19 protein-coding genes are annotated in these 20,059 nt (G+C 69.7%); 9 read left to right on the top strand and 10 right to left on the bottom strand.

Translation table 11 applies throughout. The features are described from left to right. The 4 genes from ACQPXM_RS18510 (at position 1) to ACQPXM_RS18525 (ending at position 4,851) form a co-directional block, all read left to right on the top strand. Entirely contained in the window at positions 1-1,275 is a 1,275-nt protein-coding gene (locus ACQPXM_RS18510; RefSeq protein WP_432950217.1) for a lysine N(6)-hydroxylase/L-ornithine N(5)-oxygenase family protein, read from the top strand. After that, positions 1,272-3,002 carry an IucA/IucC family protein gene (locus tag ACQPXM_RS18515; protein ID WP_432950219.1) on the top strand — a complete coding sequence of 577 codons (1,731 nt, stop codon included), beginning with the start codon at positions 1,272-1,274 and terminating at the stop codon, positions 3,000-3,002. Before ACQPXM_RS18510 ends, ACQPXM_RS18515 begins: the two co-directional genes overlap by 4 nt. Before the next feature lie 386 nt (positions 3,003-3,388). After that, positions 3,389-3,754: a hypothetical protein gene (locus ACQPXM_RS18520; protein ID WP_432950221.1), complete on the top strand. Its 366-nt coding sequence runs from the start codon at positions 3,389-3,391 to the stop codon at positions 3,752-3,754. Positions 3,755-3,909: 155 nt separating this feature from the next. Continuing rightward, the gene (locus tag ACQPXM_RS18525; protein WP_432950223.1) at positions 3,910-4,851 is read left to right on the top strand and encodes a hypothetical protein; all 942 of its coding nucleotides are present in this window, start codon (positions 3,910-3,912) and stop codon (positions 4,849-4,851) included. Positions 4,852-4,930: 79 nt separating this feature from the next. Here the strand turns inward: ACQPXM_RS18525 and ACQPXM_RS18530 are convergent, their stop codons facing one another. From ACQPXM_RS18530 to ACQPXM_RS18540, 3 genes are all read right to left on the bottom strand, one after another. Next, entirely contained in the window at positions 4,931-5,086 is a 156-nt protein-coding gene (locus ACQPXM_RS18530) for a hypothetical protein (RefSeq protein ID WP_432950225.1), read from the bottom strand. A 239-nt stretch (positions 5,087-5,325) separates the two neighbouring features. After that, positions 5,326-6,849 (bottom strand): PfkB family carbohydrate kinase, encoded by a 1,524-nt coding sequence (locus tag ACQPXM_RS18535; protein WP_432950227.1) that lies wholly within the window; start codon positions 6,847-6,849, stop codon positions 5,326-5,328. A gap of 139 nt (positions 6,850-6,988) precedes the next feature. Continuing rightward, positions 6,989-8,539: a PfkB family carbohydrate kinase gene (locus tag ACQPXM_RS18540; RefSeq protein WP_432950229.1), complete on the bottom strand. Its 1,551-nt coding sequence runs from the start codon at positions 8,537-8,539 to the stop codon at positions 6,989-6,991. Positions 8,540-8,779: 240 nt separating this feature from the next. Here ACQPXM_RS18540 and ACQPXM_RS18545 point away from each other — a divergent pair, with 240 nt between their 5' ends. After that, positions 8,780-9,436, top strand: coding sequence for a class I SAM-dependent methyltransferase (locus ACQPXM_RS18545; protein WP_432950231.1), 657 nt, complete (start codon positions 8,780-8,782; stop codon positions 9,434-9,436). 12 nt (positions 9,437-9,448) lie between these two features. Here the strand turns inward: ACQPXM_RS18545 and ACQPXM_RS18550 are convergent, their stop codons facing one another. Then, complete coding sequence (locus ACQPXM_RS18550) at positions 9,449-10,858, bottom strand: metallopeptidase TldD-related protein (RefSeq protein WP_432950233.1); 1,410 nt, start codon at positions 10,856-10,858, stop codon at positions 9,449-9,451. Beyond that, complete coding sequence (locus ACQPXM_RS18555; protein WP_432950235.1) at positions 10,855-12,372, bottom strand: TldD/PmbA family protein; 1,518 nt, start codon at positions 12,370-12,372, stop codon at positions 10,855-10,857. Before ACQPXM_RS18555 ends, ACQPXM_RS18550 begins: the two co-directional genes overlap by 4 nt. Positions 12,373-12,558: 186 nt before the next feature. Here ACQPXM_RS18555 and ACQPXM_RS18560 point away from each other — a divergent pair, with 186 nt between their 5' ends. Beyond that, on the top strand, positions 12,559-14,298 hold the full coding sequence (locus tag ACQPXM_RS18560; protein WP_432950237.1) for a DUF2207 domain-containing protein: 1,740 nt from the start codon (positions 12,559-12,561) through the stop codon (positions 14,296-14,298). A 4-nt stretch (positions 14,299-14,302) separates the two neighbouring features. Here the strand turns inward: ACQPXM_RS18560 and ACQPXM_RS18565 are convergent, their stop codons facing one another. The 3 genes from ACQPXM_RS18565 to ACQPXM_RS18575 form a co-directional block, all read right to left on the bottom strand. Beyond that, positions 14,303-15,211, bottom strand: coding sequence for an alpha/beta fold hydrolase (locus ACQPXM_RS18565; RefSeq protein WP_432950239.1), 909 nt, complete (start codon positions 15,209-15,211; stop codon positions 14,303-14,305). 9 nt (positions 15,212-15,220) lie between these two features. Next, positions 15,221-15,298 (bottom strand): DUF664 domain-containing protein, encoded by a 78-nt coding sequence (locus tag ACQPXM_RS18570; protein WP_432951047.1) that lies wholly within the window; start codon positions 15,296-15,298, stop codon positions 15,221-15,223. 106 nt (positions 15,299-15,404) lie between these two features. Further along, a complete protein-coding gene (locus ACQPXM_RS18575; protein ID WP_432950241.1) occupies positions 15,405-16,193 on the bottom strand; it encodes a DinB family protein in 789 nt (262 codons plus the stop codon). Positions 16,194-16,266: 73 nt separating this feature from the next. Here ACQPXM_RS18575 and ACQPXM_RS18580 point away from each other — a divergent pair, with 73 nt between their 5' ends. Both ACQPXM_RS18580 and ACQPXM_RS18585 read left to right on the top strand, forming a co-directional pair. Next, a complete protein-coding gene (locus ACQPXM_RS18580; protein WP_432950243.1) occupies positions 16,267-16,827 on the top strand; it encodes an RNA polymerase sigma factor in 561 nt (186 codons plus the stop codon). Beyond that, complete coding sequence (locus tag ACQPXM_RS18585; RefSeq protein WP_432950245.1) at positions 16,824-17,528, top strand: hypothetical protein; 705 nt, start codon at positions 16,824-16,826, stop codon at positions 17,526-17,528. The genes ACQPXM_RS18580 and ACQPXM_RS18585 overlap by 4 nt, the downstream gene beginning before the upstream one ends. On the opposite strand, the gene ACQPXM_RS18590 is transcribed toward ACQPXM_RS18585, so the two are convergent. Further along, positions 17,525-18,250 carry a class I SAM-dependent DNA methyltransferase gene (locus ACQPXM_RS18590; RefSeq protein ID WP_432950247.1) on the bottom strand — a complete coding sequence of 242 codons (726 nt, stop codon included), beginning with the start codon at positions 18,248-18,250 and terminating at the stop codon, positions 17,525-17,527. The genes ACQPXM_RS18585 and ACQPXM_RS18590 overlap by 4 nt on opposite strands. A gap of 84 nt (positions 18,251-18,334) precedes the next feature. Between ACQPXM_RS18590 and ACQPXM_RS18595 the strand changes: the two genes are divergently transcribed. Next, the gene (locus ACQPXM_RS18595; RefSeq protein ID WP_432950249.1) at positions 18,335-18,976 is read left to right on the top strand and encodes a hypothetical protein; all 642 of its coding nucleotides are present in this window, start codon (positions 18,335-18,337) and stop codon (positions 18,974-18,976) included. 3 nt (positions 18,977-18,979) lie between these two features. Here the strand turns inward: ACQPXM_RS18595 and ACQPXM_RS18600 are convergent, their stop codons facing one another. Next, the gene (locus tag ACQPXM_RS18600) at positions 18,980-20,005 is read right to left on the bottom strand and encodes an NADPH:quinone reductase (RefSeq protein WP_432950251.1); all 1,026 of its coding nucleotides are present in this window, start codon (positions 20,003-20,005) and stop codon (positions 18,980-18,982) included. Positions 20,006-20,059: the final 54 nt, after the last annotated feature.

Consider the following 20,059-nt stretch of genomic DNA (forward strand, 5'->3'; position numbering starts at 1 on the left):
ATGAGTCCTGGTTCTGGTTCCGGCGACGCCCCGTACGACGTCATCGCGATCGGCGCGGGCCCGTTCAACCTCGGCCTGGCCGCGCTCGCGGACGGGCTGGACCTGCGGGTCGCCGTACTGGACGGCCGGCCGGAGTTCACCTGGCACCGCGGGCTGATGTTCGACGACGCGATGCTGCAGGTGTCGTTCCTGGCCGACCTGGTCAGTCTGGTCGAGCCGGCGCACCGGCTGTCGTTCCTGTCGTACCTGCGGGACAACGACCGGCTGTACCAGTTCTACGTGCGGGAGAAGTTCCACCCGACCCGCCGGGAGTACGAGGCGTACCTGCGCTGGTGTGCGGGCCAGCTGGACTCGCTGCACTTCGGGCGTGAGGTCACGGAGGTCGAGTGGGACGGGTCGGTGTTCGTGTTGACCGTGGGCGGTGAGCGCATGTCCGCTCGGCACCTGGTGCTGGGCGTCGGCACTGAGCCCGCCGTACCGGCTGCGCTGGCTGAGCTGCCTGCTGATCGGTTGCTGCACTCAGCTGACTACCTGTACCGGCGTGACGAGCTGCTGCGCGCCGGGCGGGTCACGGTCGTCGGGTCGGGGCAGTCGGGGGCGGAGTGCGCGCTGGACCTGCTGCGAGCCGATGCGCCTGCTGTCAGCTGGCTGACTCGCACGGCGTCGTTCGCACCGCTGGACTACTCCAAGCTGGTGCTGGAGATGACCACACCGTCGTACGTGGACTACTTCCACGCCCTCGACGAACCGGTGCGCGACAGGCTGGTCAAGGAGCAGTGGCGGCACTACAAGGGCATCTCCTCGGAGACGCTCGACCAGATCCACGATCTGCTGTACCAGCGCGACCTGGGCTCGGCGCCGGTGGAGCTGCAGTGCGGTGTCGCGGTGGAGTCGTCGGCTGTCGGAGCTGACGGCGTCGAGCTGACGCTGCGGCACACCGACACCGGCCGGACGTTCCAGCACTCCTGCGACGTGGTGGTCGCCGCTACTGGCTATCGGAACCGGCCGCTGGGGTTCCTGCAGTCCTCCGTCGACTCACTGGTGGAGCGGGACGCGGCTGGTCGGTGGGCGATCAAGCGCGACCACAGCGTCGAGGGTGCGCTGGCCGGCCGCCTGTTCGTGGCGAACGCGGACCTGCACAGTCACGGCGTCGCGGCTCCGGACCTGGGCATCGGTGCCGTGCGCAACGCGACGATCCTGAACGCCGTCGCCGGGCGTGAGGTGTTCCGATTGCCGAAGTCCACTGCCTTCACGAGCTTTGGGCTGCCGGCATGAGCTGGACGCGGTGCTCGGAGGAGTTGCTGGCCAAGCTGATCTCGCAGTTCTGCAGCGAGGCGCTGCTGACCCCGGTCCGCGGGCGGCTGGAGCTCGGGTCGGTCGTGTACACCTTCGAGTACGTCGAGGGCGCCTTCGCGACGTACCGGGTGCGGCCGGGATCCGTGCAGCGGACCACCGCGGGCATCCTCGGCAATGACGAGAGCGAACCGGCTGTCGACCCGCTGCAGTTCATGCTGGACGCGGCTGACGTGCTGGGCCTCGACGGGCCGACTCTGGCCGGCTACATGGCTGAGCTGTCGAGCACGCTCGCGGCCGACGTACGGATGGCTGAAACGGCTTTGCCTGCCGCTGAGCTGGCCGACCTCCACCACACCCAGCTGGAAGGCCACCTGACCGGCCACCCGATCCTGGTGGCGAACAAGGGACGCCTGGGCTTCTCCGCCTCCGACAGCGCCCGCTACACCCCCGAAGCCCGTACGCCGCTCCGGCTGGTCTGGCTCGCCGTACGGCGGGGGCTGGCGGAGTTCCGGGGGACTCCTGACCTGTCGGAGCATTCGGTAGTCGGCCGAGAGCTCGGGTCCGACGCGCTGGACGCCTTCCGCTCCCAGCTCGCCGACCCGGACTCCTACGTGTGGCTCCCGGTCCACCCCTGGCAACTCGACCACGTCGTCCGCACCCAGTGGTCCCGCGAACTGGCCACCGGCGAGATCGTCGTCCTGGGGGAGGGGCCGGACGAGTACCTGCCGACACAGTCCATCCGGACGATGGTCAACGTCACCCAGCCCGGCCGCTACCAGGTCAAGCTGCCGTTGAAGATCCTCAACACGTCGGTCTACCGAGGCATCCCGATCCACTGCACGCTCGCCGCTCCCATGCTCACCCAGTGGCTCCGCGGCCTCTGGTACCGCGACGAGGTCATCCAGTCCCTGGGAGCCGAACTCCTGGGAGAGGTCGCCTCGGTCACCGTCCGCCACCCCCAACTCGCCGCCGCCCCCGGAATCCCTTACCAGTGGACCGAAACCCTCGGCTGCATCTGGCGAGACCCTCTGGAACCCCGCCTCCGCCCCGGCGAAACCGCCTGGCCCTTGGCCGCGGTCCTGCACGTCGATCCCACCGGCGAGCCTCTCGTCACGACCTACATCAAACGCTCCGGGGTCGACCCGGAGGTGTGGATCAGCCACCTCCTCTCCACGATCCTCCGCCCCTTGCTCCACCTCCTCCACCACTACGGCATCACCGTCAACCCCCACGGCGAAAACCTCGCCATCATCTGCGACCGTTCGGGGCTTCCGTCCCGCTTGGTCGTCAAGGATTTGGTCGACGACGTCAACCTGTCGACGGTCCCCATCGCCGAGCGCGGGATGGAGCCGGACTCCCACGACCGAGTCCTGCCCCGGAAGCCTTGGCAGGTGCTGAGGCAGTACATGGTCGATGCGCTGTTCCTGGGGGTTCTGAATCCGCTGTCGACGCTGATCCCCGACGTCGATCTTTGGGGCTTTGTCCGCGGCGAACTCGACCTGTACACCGCCAACAACCCACACCTGGCCACCCGCCTGGAAGCCACCGCGCTAACCGGTGAGACTTTCACTCGTTATCCGCTCAACGGCTACCGCCTGACGCTCGGCTACACCGACCTGGACACCAGGCCACCCATTCCCAAGGCAGGGACCCTGCCGAACCCGTTGCACTCCGCCACGCCCAGGACCGCGGCTCGCGGAAAGTGACTGATGGGACACGGAGGGCTACGCTCGGTGTCAGCAGACCACACCCCTGCCGATCAGAACGACGGGAGAGTCACAGATCGGTAGCTGACCCGCGACAGCACCTGTTCAAGACACCCCGGGAACCGCCATGCTGAACCTTTGTCGGTCGCCCCTCGGGGAACGAACAGGCGGCTCAGATCACCTAAGGAACCAGAGTGTCGTTGCCTGGGGTCTCCCCACGCCCTGCCGTGCTGTCCGACCTGGAGCCGAGGCAACAGCCTCGATGGGCCGATGACCTGAGCAACCAACGCAAACGGTTGCTCGACGCCTGGAACCACAAAACGATCCATCCGAGCTACCTGCCGTTTCAGAGCTCGCCGGCGACGAGATCGCGTGGTCAGTGCGGAGTGACCTCCGCCTGGCTGATCGGGGAACTGAGCAAGCAGTACCCGGAGCTCGAGCTGACCTACTGCTATGGCGGTGTCTGGTCACTGGAGCACGAGGTCGAGGTCGAGGTGCTGCCGTGGCACTGCTGGGTCGAGGTCGGCAGTGCCGACGATCCCGGGCGCTACGTCCTCGATCTGACCGGTGACCAGCTCGACATCCTCGCGGAGTACCGGGTGCTGTGCGAACCGCATGACTTGGTGCGTGCGTCGCTGCGGCTCGACTACCGAGTTGCCCCCGACAAGCGGATGAGCGCCGAGGCGCTGGCCAAGGATCCGGTCAACGACCGGTTGAAGGTGCTCACCGAGCGGATGCGCACCAAGCGCTGAGCCGCGTTCGGCGTCGCCGGCGCGGAACCGATCGTCGTTCTGTTCGTCCTAGTTCTGGATGAGCCGGCTGTCTTGACCACGGACTCCGTCCGGCACGCCTAGGTACCATCTTCTCAGCCTGCCCTCGGGGGCACGCGCAGGACAGGAGGCAGCGCATGAGCGCCCTTGCCACTGAAGCAACAAAGTCTGCCCAACCGACGTTCGCTCGTACGAAATTCACGCTCGAGAGCTGCCGTACGGGGGACGAGGCGTTCCTGGCCCTGGTCGAAAAGCAGGCGCGGCGTCACCAAGTGGAGCCGCGCGCCCTCGCCGTTCGGACCTTGCTGCAACTGCCGCGTGTTGCCTCGCACAACGGGCGGATTCGGCGGCGGGACCTCGATGCCGAGTTGCGGAACAGTGCCGTGCAGTTGCGCGCCGATCAGGCCCACGTCATCGACCTGGTCCCGATCGACGCGTATCCGCTAGGTGCGCTGCAGTTCGTCGAGTGCGAGACCGAGGACGCCGACGCGATCTTCGGGAATCTGCATTACCTGCGCAGCGCCCGGCCCGGTTCGCGGAACTTCGCGCTCGTCGACCCGATTCACCGGCGTCCGGTGACCTTGTGCAGCGTCTCGCCGATGGACTGGGTTCTGGTGGGCAAGCAGCTCAGCCGGCAGTTCGGCGTACCGGTGGAGCGGATGTGGGACGTTTCGCGGGTCTACTCGTTCGACGTCGCGCCGGTGAATGCGATTTCGTCATTGCTGAAAGGCGTGCGGAACGAATTGCGGCGGTCGGAGCCGACTGCGGAACTGCTGACGACCGTCGTCGACCAGAATCTCGGATTCACCGGGTCGAGTTACCGGGCCGCCAACTGGCAGTACTGGATGTCGGTCCGGCCGCGGCCTTATCTGTATGTCGACGGAATGGCGATCAGCCCGCGTCAGTTGAAGCTCCGGTACGGAACGCAGAATCTCGCCGAGGTGCGACTGCGTTACGGCGTACTTGCGGAGCAGAGCCGCGCCACGCTGGCGGACTCGATGATCTACTGCTGCCGGGTGCGCGGCGTGACCGAGGCGGTCGAGCCGGGCGAGCGCCGGCGGGTGCGCCGGCGCTCGTGATACCAAGCTGGTAAGGGAAGGCGAGGCATCCAGCGTCGTCGGTGGATGCCCCGCCTCGCGGTGATCGTGGTCCGGTCGGTCAGTTCGTCATCGCGACGGCGAAGCTGTAAACGCCGTACCCGAAGCCGATCACGATGGAGATCACCAGGATCCCGATGATCTGCTTCCAGAACTTGTACAGAGCGACAGCGATGGTCAGCATCACGATGAGTACGAGGGCGCTGTTCTCGGTCATCTCGGCCCCTCACTTTCGATCTCCGGGCTTGCATTCCTCGCGGTGTGCGCTAGATTGGGTCCCTTCACCGCTTCGGTTGATTGATATCAGTGAAGCGCATGGCAAATGGGTGTCAATGCTTTTGTTTGGCATCCCCGACAGGTCCGGACATAGCCAATTCGGCGGCCGGAGACCTGAATTCTGGCAACCCCTCGGCCGTCGCGTTGCCAAAACGGCGGTTGAGTTGCCAAATGGCAGCTTCAGAAGTTTTGGGCCTCGCGCAGCTTGCGGTTGATGCGGTCGCGGTCCGGCATCGTGGTCGCCAGCGGGAAGTCCTCGGCGGCGCAGGCCATCGCGGCGGTGACCCAGCGGGCGATGGTCGAGGTGAGGGTCGGGCCGTCGTCGATGAGTTTGGCGGCGAGCGCGGCGCAGAAGGCGTCGCGGGTGATGGAGACCTCTTTGAACGGGGAGCGGGAGACCGTGGGGAGCCGGTCGATCGTGGGCGCGGTGCGGGAGTAGATCAGGCCGCCGCCGTTGCCCAGCAGGCACAGGGTGTCGACGCCGGCGTCCAGCAGGTGCTCGCCGAGGTGGTCGGCGTCGAAGCGGTCCTGGTCGGCGGGGCGGTAGCGCTCGAGTTCCCAGGCGTGGGCGACGAGGTAGTCGATCTGCGCGAGCGCCGACCGCGAGATCCGGCCGTCGGAGTGCGGCTGGCCGGGGGTGACAATCACGATCGGGCGGGTGGCCGGGTTCGAGTGGGCCAGGCTCAGGGTGCGCTGAACGGTTTCGCGGGGGACTTCGAAGGTCAGCAGGAGCGCGTCGCAGTCGGCGATCTGGCGGGCCAGCAGGTCGACGTCGCGCACGGTGAGGCTGATCTCCTTCTCGTTGCGCCAGACCGCGGCGATGCTGTCGCCGAGGGAGAGCTCGAAGACCCCGGTCATCGGCGTACGGGCGCCGCGCACGATCTTCAGCAGCGAGGTGTCGACGTTCTCGGCGCGCAGGTGCTGGACGATGTCATGGCCGAACTGGTCGTCGGCGACCGCCGCGACCAGCGACACCTTCAACCCGAGCCGCGCGGCGGCGACCGCCTGGGTGACGCCCTTCCCGCCGGGTGTGAGGGCGAAGTCGTGCGCCGGGACCGACGTCTCGTGCTGCGGGATCATCCTCGTCCGGAAGATTGCATCCATCACCGCGCCACCGACCACGATGACGCGACCGGCCGGGGCGTTCGGCGGCGGGTCGGGATCGTTCGCGCTGGACAGCGGGCCGGCTGTGGGTGATACCGGACCCGGCTGGATCAGCCGGCGGGCAAGCTGGCGCAGTACCTCGGGCTCGGTGCTGCCCCGGAGCGTGCGGTCGCTCGGCGGTTCGGTCGCGGGGGCGCCCATCGCTTCGTGCAGGCGCCGCCAGTTCGCAAGCAGCGTCGCGCGCCGCCGTCCGACGGCTCCGGCCCGCAGAGCCTGGACCACCTTCTCGTCGATCCCGTACTGCGCGTAGACGTCGGCGAGCACCCCCAGTCCGAGGACGGAGTCCGCCACGATCCGGTGCGTCGCGTCGCCGGTGTCGCGGACCGCCTGCGCGATGATCTGCAACGCCGCATCCGGCCGCCCGATCTCCTGCCGCGCCGCGTGCGCCCGGACCACCGGCAGGTTGAGCAGCGAGGCGACGTCCTCGTTCTTGGTGTCCTCGAGCCGCGCCAGCACCACGCCGGCCCGCATCCGGAGCGCCCGCAGCGCATGCGTCAGTACGACGGCTTCGGATGAGTCCGGATCATCGCGGTTGGCCATCAGCCCCCCGGCTCCATCGTGGTTCACCCCTAGTATGCGAGCGGAAGCTGTCGGTTCGCGCGGCGTGCCGGTGTCTCCTGCGGTCTCCAGGGCAGGACGGGAGGCTGTCGAAGGGCGAAGAATTAGTTGCTACGAGCAATCACCTGGGCGGCGTACGGCGACGTACGGCGCGGAGTTTCTCCTCGACCAGGGTGCGACTGGGCAGCGAGTTCACCGCCGGGGACTCGTCGCCCGCCTGGGCCGAGGCGGTGAACTCGGAGGCGGCGCGGGCCATCGCGGCGGTGGCCCAGCGGATGGCTTCGGTGAGGGGTTCGGCGTCGTCGAGCGTTGCCGTGTCCTCGCACAGCCGGTAGGCGAGGGCAGCGCAGAAGGCGTCGCGGGAGATGGCCGAGTTGGGAAAGGTGTAGGCGTGCGGCTGGGTCTCGTGGATCGGTTCGGGCAGGCTGGAGTACACCGACGAGCCGTGGTCGTTCATCAGGCAGACGTGCTTCACGCCCAGGTCCAGCAGGTACTCGTAGAGGTCGTCACCGAGTAGTTCGGGGTGGGTGTCGGAGAACAGCCGGGTGAACTCCCACCGGCGTCCGACCAGGTAGTCGACCTGGGCGAGCAGCCGCCGGTCGAGCTTCTCGCCCTCGACGTACGGCTGGCCCGGGGTGAGCACGACGGCCGGTCCGGTCGGCGGGAAGGTCGACGTGAGCGTCAGCAGTTCCCGGGTGATCTCAGGAGGCACCTCGAACGTCGCAAGGATGGCGTTGCAGGCCGCCAGCCGGGGTGCGGCCGCCGTGATGTCGTCGGGAGTGAGTTTCGCGGTGCCCCGCAGGTTGACTGCCCGGCTGTCGCCGCGGGTCAGTTCGAAGATGCCGGTGAAACTGTTGCTGTGGTCGTCGTCGACGACCTTCAGCAGCGACGTGTCGACGCCGGCGTCCTCGAGTTGTTCGACGATCCGGTCCTGGTGCTCGTCGGCGGCGATCGCGGCGAGCAGGGCGGTGTCGAGCCCGAGGCGGGCGGCGGCGATGGCCTGCATGAATCCCTTGCCACCGGGGGTGATCCGCAGGCTCGACGCCTGGGTCGACGTCTCGTGGTCCGGGAAGTCCTCGATCCGGAACGTGATGTCCATCGCGACTCCGCCGACGACGATCACCTTGCCGCGCCTTGCTGCCTCCGAGCCGGGTGCATCGATCGGTGAGCCGAACCCTCGCAGCGACGTGATCAGCAAGCGGTCGGCCAGTTCCGCGAGGGCGGTCTCCTCGATGATTCGGCGCAGTTGACCGTCGCTGGGTGGTGCGCCGGCCTCGGTGCCCAGGGTGAGTCGGTGCAGGACCTGCCATTGGTCGCGTACGGCGGCCCGTCGTTCGAGCAGGGTTGGCGCGGTGAGCGGCGTGACCTCGATAGCCGGGGAGTACGCGGGCAGATGGTTGTGGAGGGCCAGGACCGTGTCGGCGATCAGCCGATGCAAGGCGTTCGTCATCTCGGCGACGGCCTCGACGACGACGCGATGGATGGCGACGGCTTCGTCGATGGTGCTGCCGTTGCGCCGCAGTTGGCGGACAGCGGGGAGATTGGCCATCGGTCCGCCCGGGCTGAGCTTGGCGCGCAGCGAGTCGGGGGTGGGTATGCCGTGACCCTTGCGAAGGGTCTTCAGCGCACGGAGGACCGCGTCCTTGGTGGCACGATCGGTGCGCTCGGCCATCGGGCCCCCTCCTGACCGGTCGGGACCCTCATTATGCGGAGGTTTGCCGACGAGCGACAGTCGTACGGCGTGGTGCTCGCGGGCTGGTCCGGTGGTGGCGGCCGGAGTCCGACGAGCCCGGGGAAGGGGCCTGGGGCAACGGTATGGCCGGGGCGCGTGGGGACGGATGGGGTGGTTGTCGCGTAGGCTGCTGCGGTCTGGCTGGTCTTCCGATCGGCACGGCGAACCACGGGGAGCAGGATGAAGACTGAGCAGGAGCTCGGCAGGGCTCAGCAGGACAGGTGGCAGCGGGCGTACGACGAGGATCCGCGGCTGCACGGGCCGGAGCCGTCGGCGGCGGCGCGGTGGACGGTGCGGTTGTTCGGTGCCGCGGGCATCGATGACGTGCTGGAGCTGGGCGCGGGGCACGGGCGGGACGCGTTGTACCTGGCGCGGCAGGGATTCAGTGTGCACGCGACGGACTTCAGTTCGTCGGCGTTGCACCAGCTGCGGCTGGACGCGCAACGGGACGGGCTGGACGATCGGGTGACGGCGGCGTTGCACGACGTACGGGATCCGTTGCCGCCGGCGGACGCCACGGTGAACGCGGTGTACGCGAACTTGCTGATGAACATGGCGTTCACCCGGGCGCAGTTGCGGTCGCTGATGAACGAGATCCGGCGCGTGCTGCGGCCGGGTGGGTTGTTCGTGTACTCGGTGTGGTCGACCGAGGATCCGCACTTCGGCAAGTGTCCGGAGGTGGGCGACGGGCTGTACGCAAGGGACGGGTTCGCCGGGCGGTTCTTCGATCGGGAGCTTGTTCACGAGCTGGCCGAGCGGTGGGAGCTCGGCGGGGTCGACGCGTACGACGAAGGCTCGCGGAAGTTGTGGCGGGTCACGCAGGCCAAGCCCGCCTGACCCGCCGCGTCGTCAGCTCGCCTGGCTCTGCGTGGACATGTTGAAGTCGGGCACCAGCAGTGGTGGCGTCGCGGTACGGGAGAACTCGTCGCCCCACTCACGGGAGAACGACGGCACGGTCGCGCCGGCCGCGGTGAAGCGGCTCAGCAGGTCGATCGGGCTCTCGTTGAAGCGGAAGTTGTTGACAGCGGCGGTGACCTCGCCGTTCTCGACGAGGTAGACGCCGTCGCGCGTCAGGCCGGTGACCAGCAGCGTCTGCGGGTCGACGACGCGGATGTACCACAGACAGGTCAGCAGCAGGCCGTGGTCGAGACCCGCGACCAGGTCGTCGACCGAGCCGGAGGCGCCGTCGACGGACAGGACGTAGTTGTCGATCGCGGGCGTGACCGCCGGGGCACCGGTGAGGTCCGCGGTGAAGCGGCTGTGCATCAGGTTTTCCAGCTTGCCGCCGCGGATCCAGTCGGTCGCCGTCAGGGTCAGGCCGTTGTCGAAGACGCTGGAGGCGCCTCCGGACGAGCGGGCGACCGCGAACGGGAACGTCTCGAGGCCCGGCAACCCCGGGTCGGAGCGCAGGCTGACCGGATGCGGGGACAGCACCTCGCCGATCCGGGAACCGCCGCCGGGCTTGGAGAACGGGCTCTTGCCGTCCGCGGCGTCCCGGCCGTCGAGAGTCCAGAAGAGGTACGTCGTCAGGTCGGCGACGGCGGCCGGGGGCAGGATCGTCGCGTGCCGCCCGGCATCGACCGAAACGGTCCGGGTCGCCCAGCCGAGTCGCCGGGTGAGCTCCGCGTCGAGGGCGAGCGGGTCGATGTCGCTGAAGTCGCGGGTCGCTGCGCCGGCCCAGGCGGACTGGCTCAGGTCACCCGACTTGCCGGTGGCGCTGACGAAACCGCGAGGCAGCGAATGACGCAGCCGCAGGCCGGCCGACGACCCGACGTACAGGGTGACGACCTCGTGGTCGGCGAATCCGTAGAGCCAGCGGCCTTCCCGGCCCGCGCGACTCAGCGCCTCGCCCAGCGCGGGCGCGAACTTCTCGTAGACGTTGACCGAGGTCTCGTCGGCCTCGTCGTCCCAGCCGGGGCCGACCGTGCCGGCCACCAGCGGGCGCGCGTCCTCGGCCGGCTCGGAGTCGCGGGCGGTGGCGACCGCCGCGTCGACGACGTCACGCAGCGTCGTGTCGGTGACCGACGACCGGCTGACGATGCCGACCGCCGTGCCCTCGCCCGCGCCGACGGTCGCGATCACCGTGACGCTGGTGCCGCGCATCGCGCCGTTCGTGGTCAGGGTGTTGTTGGCCCAGCGCAGGTTCGCGCTGGAGGTCTCGGCGACCAGGACCACACAACCCTCGGCGCCCGCGGCGGCCGCGAGCTCGAGCGCCTGCTCGACGGTGTCCTGCGGGGTGAGCTGAATGGCGATCGTCACCGGCCGGCCTCCTGCGTGGTGTTGAGGATGTTGACGTCGCGGAACAGGGCCGACGGGCAGCCGTGGGTGACCGCGCCGGACTGCGACGGCTGAGCCTTGCCGCAGTTCAGCGCGCCGCCGAGCAGGTAGGTCTGCGGTCCGCCGACGGCTTCCATCGAGCCCCAGAACTCGGTCGTCGTCGCCTGGTAGGCGACGTCGCGCAGCTGGCCGTCGAGCTTGCCGTCGGTGATCTTGAAGAACCGCTGACCGGTGAACTGGAAGTTGTAGCGCTGCATGTCGATCGACCAGGACTTGTCGCCGACGATGTAGATCCCGTTCTTCACCCGGCTGATCAGCTCCTCGGTCGAGGGGCCGTCCGGCGCGGGCTGCAAGGAGACGTTGGCCATTCGCTGGATCGGGATGTGGCCCGACGAGTCGGCGTACGCACAGCCGTTGGAGCGCGGTGTGCCGAGCACGTCCTCGTTGACCTTTGCCATCCGGCGGTCGACCTGGTAGCCGACCAGGATGCCGTCCTTGACCAGGTCCCACTGCTGACCGGCGACGCCCTCGTCGTCGTACCCGACGGTGGACAGACCGTGCTCGGCGGTGCGGTCACCGGTGACGTGCATGATCGGCGAGCCGTACTTCAGTGTGCCGAGCTGGTCGAGCGTCGCGAAGCTCGTGCCGGCGTAGTTGGCCTCGTAGCCCAGCGCGCGGTCCAGCTCCGTGGCGTGGCCGATCGACTCGTGAATCGTGAGCCAGAGGTTGGTCGGGTCGACGACCACGTCGTACCGGCCGGGCTCGACGCTCGGGGCGGCCATCTTCTCGGCCAGCCAGCCCGGAATGCTCGCGAGCTCGGTCTCCCAGTCCCAGCCGGTGCCGGTCAGGTACTCCCAGCCGCGGCCGGCCGGCGGCGCGCAGGTCCGCATCGTGTCGAAGCGGCCGGTCTCGGTGTCGACGGCGACCGCCTGGAGCGACGGGCCGACGCGGACCCGCTGCTGCGTGTACGACGTGCCTTCGGAGTTCGCGTAGAACTTGCACTCGTGCACCGACGTGACGTGCGCGGTGACGTGGGTGACCCCGTCGGCGGCGAGCAGGCGGCGGCTGTAGTCGGCGAGCAGCGCGACCTTCTCCGCCCGCGGCACGCTGAACGGATCGATCTCGTACGACGAGATCCAGGTGACGTCGTCGTACACGGGCTCGTCGGCCAGCTCGATCGGCTCGGTGTTGATCGGGCGGGAGACCTGCGCGAGATTGACCGCCTGCTCGGCGACCTGGACCGCGCTGTCGACGGTCAGCGCGACCGCGGCGGCGAAACCCCAGGTGCCGTCGTGGATGACGCGGACGGCCAGGCCGAGGTCCTCGTCGTCGCCGGCGTTCTCCAGCACACCGTCGCGCAGCGAGATCGACTCCGACCGGATCCGCTCCAGCCGGAACTCCGCGAAACTCGCACCGAGATCCTTGGCACGTTGCAGGGCGGCAGCGGCCAGCTCGTGGCGCGGCAGGGCGAGGAAGGACTCGTCGAGGTCAGGCACGACACGACCTTAGTACGTCGTCCCGACGGTTTTCGTGCGGCTTCGGCGGGATCGCCGCACCGGCAGGAGAGTACGGGCGCGGTACGGGCAGTACGACGACAGCGCCGGCCTCTAACCTCCCTGCGGGGCAGGCCCTAGGGGGCCGAAGTCCGGCCCGGCGGTGGTGGCAGGAGAGGATGGGCGATCGTGACGGGGCCGGTGGCACGACGCAGGACCAAGGACGCGCTCTGGCTGATCGCGGGCGTCCTGACGATCGGAATGCTCGGCCTGCTGGTCGGGCTGCTCGCGCAGTCAGGCGAGCAGGTCGCGCGGATGTGGGTCGCGGCGGAGGTGCGCGCGGACGGCAGCGCCCGGATCACCGAGGTCGTCGACTACGACTTCGGCGGCGCCGACAAGCACGGCATCTTCCGGACCGTGCCGCTGGACGAGCCCGGCGACCTGAAGGACGTCTCGGTCACGATGGACGGCGCGAAGGTCCCGTTCCGGATCAGCGGATCGGTCCTGGCGCGGCTGATGATCGGCGACCCGGAGACGACGGTGACGGGCGTCCACCGCTATCGGATCGAGTACACGCTTCCACGGCTGGGCACCGCGGAGCGACTGGCCTGGGACGCGGTCGGCACCGAGTGGGAGGTGCCGATCCGGCAGGTGGAGGTCCACGTCGCCGCGCCGTACGCACTGGCGTCGGTGCGGTGTGCGTCGGGGGAGTACGGCGGGTCGGATCCCTGCGCGTCGCTGCGGCAGCCCCGGCCGGGACAGCTGGAGATCAGCCACGAGTCCCTGGACAAGGAGCAGGGCCTGACCGTGTACGGCGTACCGACGAAGGCCGCCGGGGGCGGAGCCGCGCTGCCGGAGCCGCCGGCCGGACCGGCGTCTGCCAGAGCGAAGGACCACGTCGTACCGGGCTGGTTGTGGATCACCGGCATCGCGCTCGCCGCCGCCGTCGTGGTCGCGGAAGTCGTGCGGTTCGCTGGACGCGAGCGTGTGCGGGGCTATCGGCGGATGGACCGCGGGCGGCTGGCCCGGACCGTCCGGCCGTCCTCCGTGCCTCCTGCCGACCTCGGTCCGGCCGAGGGCGGGATCCTGCTGACCGGTCAAGTGCGCAAGCACCACCTGGTCGCCTGGTTGCTCGGTGCCGCGCTGGAGGGCCACCTGCAGATCACCGGGGCCACTCAACCGGTGCTGCGCAAGCCCGTGGAGCAGCCCAGCGGCGCCGACAAGCTGACGACGACCGTGCTCGACACCCTGTTCGCCAAGAACCCGAACGTTGCTCTGCGCAAGTACAACCGTCAGTTCAACGAGGCCTGGGGTCAGCTGAACAGGGGGCTGCGCGACTGGCGGCGCCGTGACGAGCTGGGCCTCTGGGTGCGTGGCGGAGAGCAACTGCGCCTGGTAGCTCTGGTCGGCGGTGTGCTGATGGCAGTTGCCGGTGTGACCGTCCTGATCGTGACCGCCGACGGTCTGGCGGGTTCCGGCACGGCCTGGCGTACGCCGACCGCCGTCGGCGCCGCGTTGGCAGGTGGCGGTCTGGCGGTGGCACTGCGGTCTTGGGAGCTGCCGGCGCTGACCGCGCGCGGCTCGGAGCTGTGGTGCAAGGTCGAGGCCTACCGGCTCCATGTGGCCGGGCTGGACCGGTGGGACGGCCGTGACGAGGACCTGCTCACCGCCTGGGCGGCCGGACTCGGTGAGACGACGTCGTGGGTGCTCGCGGCCGAGCGGGCGACGAAGAGGGGCGGTTCGGCCCGCCAGGCCCAGCCGGAGTACGACCATGTCCGTTGGCAACTGGGCCTGTACCTGGGAGTCGGCGCGGACAGCGCCAGGTCCATCAGCGGCAGCAGCTCCGGCAGCTCGTCGTCCTCCAGCAGCTCCAGCGGCAGCTCCAGCGTCGGCGGTGGCTCGGGCGGCGGAGGCGGCGGCTCCTGGTAGCGCCTCAGCCGACTCCCGCGGCGACGTCACGCACCGCCTGGATCACCAGGCCGGGACGCTCGACGTGGAGGTCGTGTCCGGCGTCCGGTACGACGACGTGGCGGCCGTTGGCGGCGGCAACCAGTGCGTCCTGGACGGCCATCATCGGCTCGAGCACGGGCGCCGGTTTGCCCTTCGTCGCGGTGAGCACGACCACCGGCACCTGCGGCCAGACGCTCCGCGCGCGGCGTACGGCGATGTCGTCGGTGTGGTCGACGGCCATCGGCACCTCGTCGAGCTGCGTGAACAGTTGCTCGTCGGTCTCCAGGTAGGACAGGTAGGCCTCGACGAGCTGCTCCTGGTGGTCACCGCCGACACTTCGGGCGACCTGGGCGGCTCGCTGACGAGCGGACTCCAGCAGGTCCGCGCTGCGCGAGTCCTCACGCGCGGGCGTGCTGCGGCTGGGATGGCGCCTCATCTCCGCGACGACCTGCGGCGGAGCGACCTTCGCGTAGAGCGAGTGGATGGACTCGTGGGACGGGTCGACCAGGACGAGTCCGGCGATCAGTTCCGGGCGTTCCCAGGCGGCCAGCTCGGCCAGGAGTCCACCCCAGCTGTGGCCGACGAGGATGCTGGATCCCACCGCTTCGAGTACGGCGACCAGGTCGCCGACCTGCTGGTCCAGACCGAGCGGCACCGGATCGCTGACGCCGTACCCGGCGCGGTCGTAGGCGATCACCCGGTGGTCCGGGGCGAGCGCCTTCAGGCACGCCGCGAACCCGACGACCGGTGACGCCGCCCCTGCCTCGAAGACGACCGCCGGTACGCCGTCACCCGCCTCGATCCACCGCAGCATGCGCCCGCCCCGGTCCAGCTCACCGCGCACGCCACCGAAGAGCTTGCCGCAGGCCAGGGCCGTTCTGTCCGGAGTCATGGGTCAGTTCTAGTAGCTCGTGACACCGTCCGTCAGTTCTCTCAGCGCGTCGAGATGCCCGAGGTGGCGAGCGGTCTCCTCCAGCACGTGGCCGACGATCCAGCGCAGGGGACACCAGCTCGAGTTCCGGCGAAGATCGCCACCGTGGGCACGCCGGGAGCAGCGTGAGGCGGGCTCGGCGGGCGCGAGCGGGTCACGACGCCTCGAGGGTGGTGAGGTCTCTGGTGGCGTAGCGGTGGTGGTCTATTTCTTCCTCCATCACGACGGACAGGCACTCGGCGACCGGGCGGTCGCCCTCGGGGTAGCCGGGGGCCGGGGTGCGCGGGCAGGGACGGCCGAGCTCGGCAGGGGTGAGGGTGTCGAGGATCGTGCGGACGACGGCTTGGCGGTTGCGGCGGGCCGCGAGGACTTCGGTGTACGTCGGGGTGGCGTCCAGCGTCATGCCGAGCGCGGCGGCGTCGGCCGGGTTGTACGCGGTCTGTGGGAGGGCCAGCGGGTGGAACGGGTTCGGCTGGTCGAGGATCGTGCGGCTCGCCCAGGAGTCGGTGATGAAGACGAGGTGGCGCAGCGTCTCGACGTACGACCACTCCTCGTCGACGCGCTGGTGGAGCAGGGGTTCCGGCAGTTGCTCGGCGCGGGCGGTGGTGGCGGCCCAGAGGTCCTCGATCGTGTCCCACAACGCGCGGAAGTCGTCGAGACTCGCGAGCGAGCGGAGCTGGACGCGTTCGGGGTGACGGCGGTCGAGCTCGGCCTCGACGTACGCCGTGACGTCGACGCCGTTGACGACGAGGTTCTCGACGTAGCCGGACACGTCGACGTCCACGAGCGTGCAGTCGACGAGCTTGACGCGGCTCAGGTCGCAGTCGACGAAACGGGCCTCGCGCAGGTCCGCGACGTGAAAGCGGGCGCCGCGGAAGCGGTCGGTGTCGGCGGTGCGGTCGTGGCCGGCCGACCAGCGGTGGGGTCCGAACTGTGCGGTCATGGCCGCATTCTGTCGCCGATCCAGGACGTTTTCGGGTGGTGGGAACCTGCGCGGCTGCCGTGGTGTAGTTCGGGTGGACGGGAAAGGAGGCCGCATCAGCGACGAGGCCGCGATCGTGCACCGGGTCCGCGGCGGTGATTCGGCCGCCTACGCGGAGCTGGTGAACCGGCATGCCCAGGTGGCGCAGCGGATGGCGGTGCTGCTGGGGGCCGGTGCGGATGCGGACGACGTGGTGCAGGAGTCGTTCGTCAAGGCGTACCGGGCGCTCGGCAGCTTCCGGACCGACTCGGCGTTCCGGCCGTGGCTGTTGCGGATCGTCGCCAACGAGACGCGCAACCTGCTGCGCTCCAAGCACCGCAGGGCTCGCCGGGAAGAGCTGGCGACGCTCCCGGAGGAAGTACTCGACCCGGCGACCGCCGTGCTGTCGTCGGAGCGGCGGCGCGAGTTGCTGGACGCGTTGAAGGCTCTGCCCGAGCAGTACCGGCTCGTGGTGACCTGCCGCTACCTGCTGGAGCTGGACGAGCAGGAGACCGCCACAGTGCTCGGCTGGCCGCGTGGCACCGTCAAGTCGCGGCTGCATCGAGCACTGCAGAAGCTACGAACCCAACTGCCGGACAAGGAGGTGCAGCGATGACGGACGACCGGTTGACTGAGGAACTGCGTGCGCTCGGCCGTTCGGTCGCACCTCCTGTCGCTCCTGACCTGGCCACCGCGGTGCTGGAGCGGATCGCCGAGCAGCCAGTACGACGTACTGCCGTGGACCTGCTCCGCAGCAAGTGGCGCGCCCTGCTGGCGTTGCTGGCAATCCTGCTGGCAGGCGCTGTGGTCGCTCCGCCGGTCCGGGCCGCTGTGGCCGAGTGGCTGAACATCGGTGGCGTCGAGGCGCGCCCTGTCCCCAGCGGCCCGACCAGTGCGCCCGGTCCGCCGGCCGTGACCGGGCGGATGTCGGTGGAGGAGGCGGGACGCCAGGCAGGGCTGATCCCGATCGTGCCCAAGCGGCTCGGTACGCCGACCGGCGTCGAGGCCTCGGGCGGCAAGGTCGCGATGAGCTGGGAGACCGCCGACGGGGTCGTCCGGCTGGAGCAGTTCGCGGACCGGCTGTCGCCGTACTACGTGAAGAAGTACTACGACTCGCTGGAGCCGGTGCCGGCGGTGAACGGCTACTGGTTCAGCACGCCGCACGAGCTCGTGCTGGAGGACCGCTACGGCCAGGAGCGCTTCGAGCGGGTCGCCGGGCCGACGCTGGTGTGGGTGTACGAGGGGCTGACGTTCCGGCTGGAAGGAGCCGTCAGCAAGGAACGCGCCGCGGAGATCGCCGCCTCGGCGACGCGTTAGCGGCGGCCGTAGACGGAGACGTGCCGGCCTTCGCCGGTGTAGCGCTCCTTCTCCCAGCCGCCCCAGCGGTCCACCAGCTCGAGCCCGGCCAGGCGGGCCATCAGGTCGAGCTCGGACGGCCAGGCCAGCCGGCAGGAGATCGGGCTCAGCCGGACGCCGCCCGCGTCGAGCCGGACGTGGTTCTCGTCCAAAATCTGGGTGGCCGGGTCGTAGCGGCAGACGTCGAGTACGACGTACGACGACTCGACCTGCTCGGCGTTGACGTACTGGTTGCTCGGCAGCCAGGCGCTGGGCACAGCGGCTTCGATCAGGAAGACACCGTCGTCGGCCAGATGCCGGGCGGCGTTCTCGAAGCATCGGACCTGGTCGTCCTGGGTGAGCAGGTTGAAGATCGTGTTGAAGACCAGGTAGACGACCGGGTACGTCCGGCCGGTGGTCGCGGTCGCCATGTCGCCCACCACGACGTCGAGTTCGCTGCCGCCGGGTTTGGCGCGGAGCTGGTCGACCATGTCGGTGGACAGCTCGATCCCGTCGACGCGGACGCCGCGGGCGGCCAGCGGGAGCGCGATCCGGCCGGTGCCGATGGCGAACTCCAGCGCGGAGTCGCCGTTGGCGTAGCCGGCGAGCAGATCGACGGCGACGGTCTCGTCACCGCGCGGGGTCTGGTCGTACCAGGCGGAGACGGCGGGTCCGAAGGCGGCGGCCGGATCGAAGTCGCGCATGGGGACCACCTTGGTGGTGGACGCCGTGGGGGGGCAACTGGATTACCGGTGGAACCTCAGCCGGACCGGCGGTGTAGCTGGGACATGAAGACTTTGGTGCGGTGGGGCGGTGTGTTGCTGATTGTTTTGTCGGCGTGGGTGGCGTTGCCGGCTGCGGCAGGTGGTCCGACGAGTGTGCTGCTGAGTGCGCCGGCGATCCAGAAAGTGGTTGCCACCGGCTACCACGACGCACGGTACGCCGAACTGGCGCGGGCGATCGGGACCGTGGCGAAGGACCATCCGGGCTGGGAGGAGGGCGCGAACACCCGGGTGATCCGGGCGACCTGGCTGATCCACGACACGTCGGTGTGGCGGACCGACCTGATCTATCCCGACGCCGAGGGCGGTCCGTGGGTGGCGACCCAGGAGGATCGTTCCGGGGCGGGCAACTTCGACGGCAGGCCGGTGTGGCACCCGGCGGCCGACGGCCCGGCGCTGATGAAGGTGCTCGGTGAGCTCGGGCTGCTGTCGCAGCAGGGATACGACTCGTCGGCCAGCGACGGCGCGACGCCCGAGGCCGCGGTCACCGACGACGTCACGACGGCGGCGACCACGACCACGGGTGAGAGCGACGCGTTCACGGGCTGGCGCTGGGCGATCCCGGGCGCGGTTCTCGGCGCTCTGCTCGCCGTACTCGCCGTGAAGCTGTGGCCGCGGCGGCGCTGGGAGCTGATCGACCAGGAATGACGCTCAGAGGTCGGCGACCTTGACCAGGACCTTGCCGACGGCACCGGACTCGACGGCGCGATGCGCGTCGTCGGTCTGGTCGAGCGTGAACTCGACCAGCGGCAGGCCGGCCGCGTCGCCGACCGGAAGCGCGCCGGCCGCGATCGCGGCGTTGATGTCCTCGGCCGCCGCGGTCAGCTTGTCCCAGCCGACGGTGTAGAGCAGCACGAACTGGTAGCGGGCGTTCAGGCCCATGTTCTGCCGGACGTCCACGGCGAACGGGGTGTCGCCGTCGTTGGCGTAGATCGCGATCGTGCCGCGCGGCTTGAGCACGGCCAGATCGAGCTCGCTGTTCCGGCCCGCGGCGACCTCGACGATCAGGTCGACGCCGTCCGGCGCGATCGCGCGGATCTGCTCCGCGGCGTCCTCGTCGCGGTAGTTGACGACATGCTGCGCGCCGGCGGCACGCGCGTACGAGGCCTTGGCCTCACCGCTCACCGTGGTGATCACGGTCGCGCCCGCCCACCGGGCGAGCTGGACGGCCGCATGCCCGACCGCTCCCGCGCCACCCGCGACCAGGATCGTCCGTCCGTCGAAGACGCCGGGTGCCAGCCGCGACGGCAGGTCCTCGCCGACGGTCAGCGCGCGGTGCGCGGTGATGGCCGGGATGCCGGTGCTCGCGCCGAGCTCGAAGCTCGCCCCCGCGGGCAACGGGAACACGCGCTGGGCCGGCACAACGGTGTACTCCTGAGCGGTCCCGCTCGCCGGCCGCTCGTACGCCGCGAGCGTCACCCACACGCGGTCTCCAGCCGCGAGCCCGGTGACGCCCGGCCCGATCGCGTCGACGACGCCGGCGCCGTCCTGGTTCGGGACCGACAGCGGGATCTCGCCACCGCCGTACGCGCCGCTGCGCGACTTCCAGTCGGTCGGGTTGACGCCGGACACGGCGATCCGGATCCGGACCTCACCCGCGGCCGGTTCGGGAACGGGGAGCTCGGTCACGCTCAGCACGTCGGCGGTGCCCAGCTCTTGGTGTACGACGGCCTTCATCAGTTCTCCCACCGGTCGTTGGTTGCTGCCAGGTGACAACAACCCCGGGCGGTC

The organism is Kribbella sp. CA-253562, assembly GCF_050942265.1.
In the GTDB taxonomy this organism is placed as follows: Bacteria; Actinomycetota; Actinomycetes; order Propionibacteriales; family Kribbellaceae; genus Kribbella.

Excerpts from the sequence above, each read along its gene's own strand:
- ACQPXM_RS18510 (WP_432950217.1), top strand. The coding sequence starts at position 1 with ATGAGTCCTGGTTCTGGTTCCGGCGACGCCCCGTACGACGTCATCGCG.
- ACQPXM_RS18515 (WP_432950219.1), top strand. The coding sequence starts at position 1,272 with ATGAGCTGGACGCGGTGCTCGGAGGAGTTGCTGGCCAAGCTGATCTCG.
- ACQPXM_RS18525 (WP_432950223.1), top strand. The coding sequence starts at position 3,910 with ATGAGCGCCCTTGCCACTGAAGCAACAAAGTCTGCCCAACCGACGTTC.
- ACQPXM_RS18530 (WP_432950225.1), bottom strand. The coding sequence starts at position 5,086 with ATGACCGAGAACAGCGCCCTCGTACTCATCGTGATGCTGACCATCGCT.
- ACQPXM_RS18535 (WP_432950227.1), bottom strand. The coding sequence starts at position 6,849 with ATGGCCAACCGCGATGATCCGGACTCATCCGAAGCCGTCGTACTGACG.
- ACQPXM_RS18540 (WP_432950229.1), bottom strand. The coding sequence starts at position 8,539 with ATGGCCGAGCGCACCGATCGTGCCACCAAGGACGCGGTCCTCCGTGCG.
- ACQPXM_RS18545 (WP_432950231.1), top strand. The coding sequence starts at position 8,780 with ATGAAGACTGAGCAGGAGCTCGGCAGGGCTCAGCAGGACAGGTGGCAG.
- ACQPXM_RS18565 (WP_432950239.1), bottom strand. The coding sequence starts at position 15,211 with ATGACTCCGGACAGAACGGCCCTGGCCTGCGGCAAGCTCTTCGGTGGC.
- ACQPXM_RS18575 (WP_432950241.1), bottom strand. The coding sequence starts at position 16,193 with ATGACCGCACAGTTCGGACCCCACCGCTGGTCGGCCGGCCACGACCGC.
- ACQPXM_RS18585 (WP_432950245.1), top strand. The coding sequence starts at position 16,824 with ATGACGGACGACCGGTTGACTGAGGAACTGCGTGCGCTCGGCCGTTCG.
- ACQPXM_RS18590 (WP_432950247.1), bottom strand. The coding sequence starts at position 18,250 with ATGCGCGACTTCGATCCGGCCGCCGCCTTCGGACCCGCCGTCTCCGCC.
- ACQPXM_RS18595 (WP_432950249.1), top strand. The coding sequence starts at position 18,335 with ATGAAGACTTTGGTGCGGTGGGGCGGTGTGTTGCTGATTGTTTTGTCG.
- ACQPXM_RS18600 (WP_432950251.1), bottom strand. The coding sequence starts at position 20,005 with ATGAAGGCCGTCGTACACCAAGAGCTGGGCACCGCCGACGTGCTGAGC.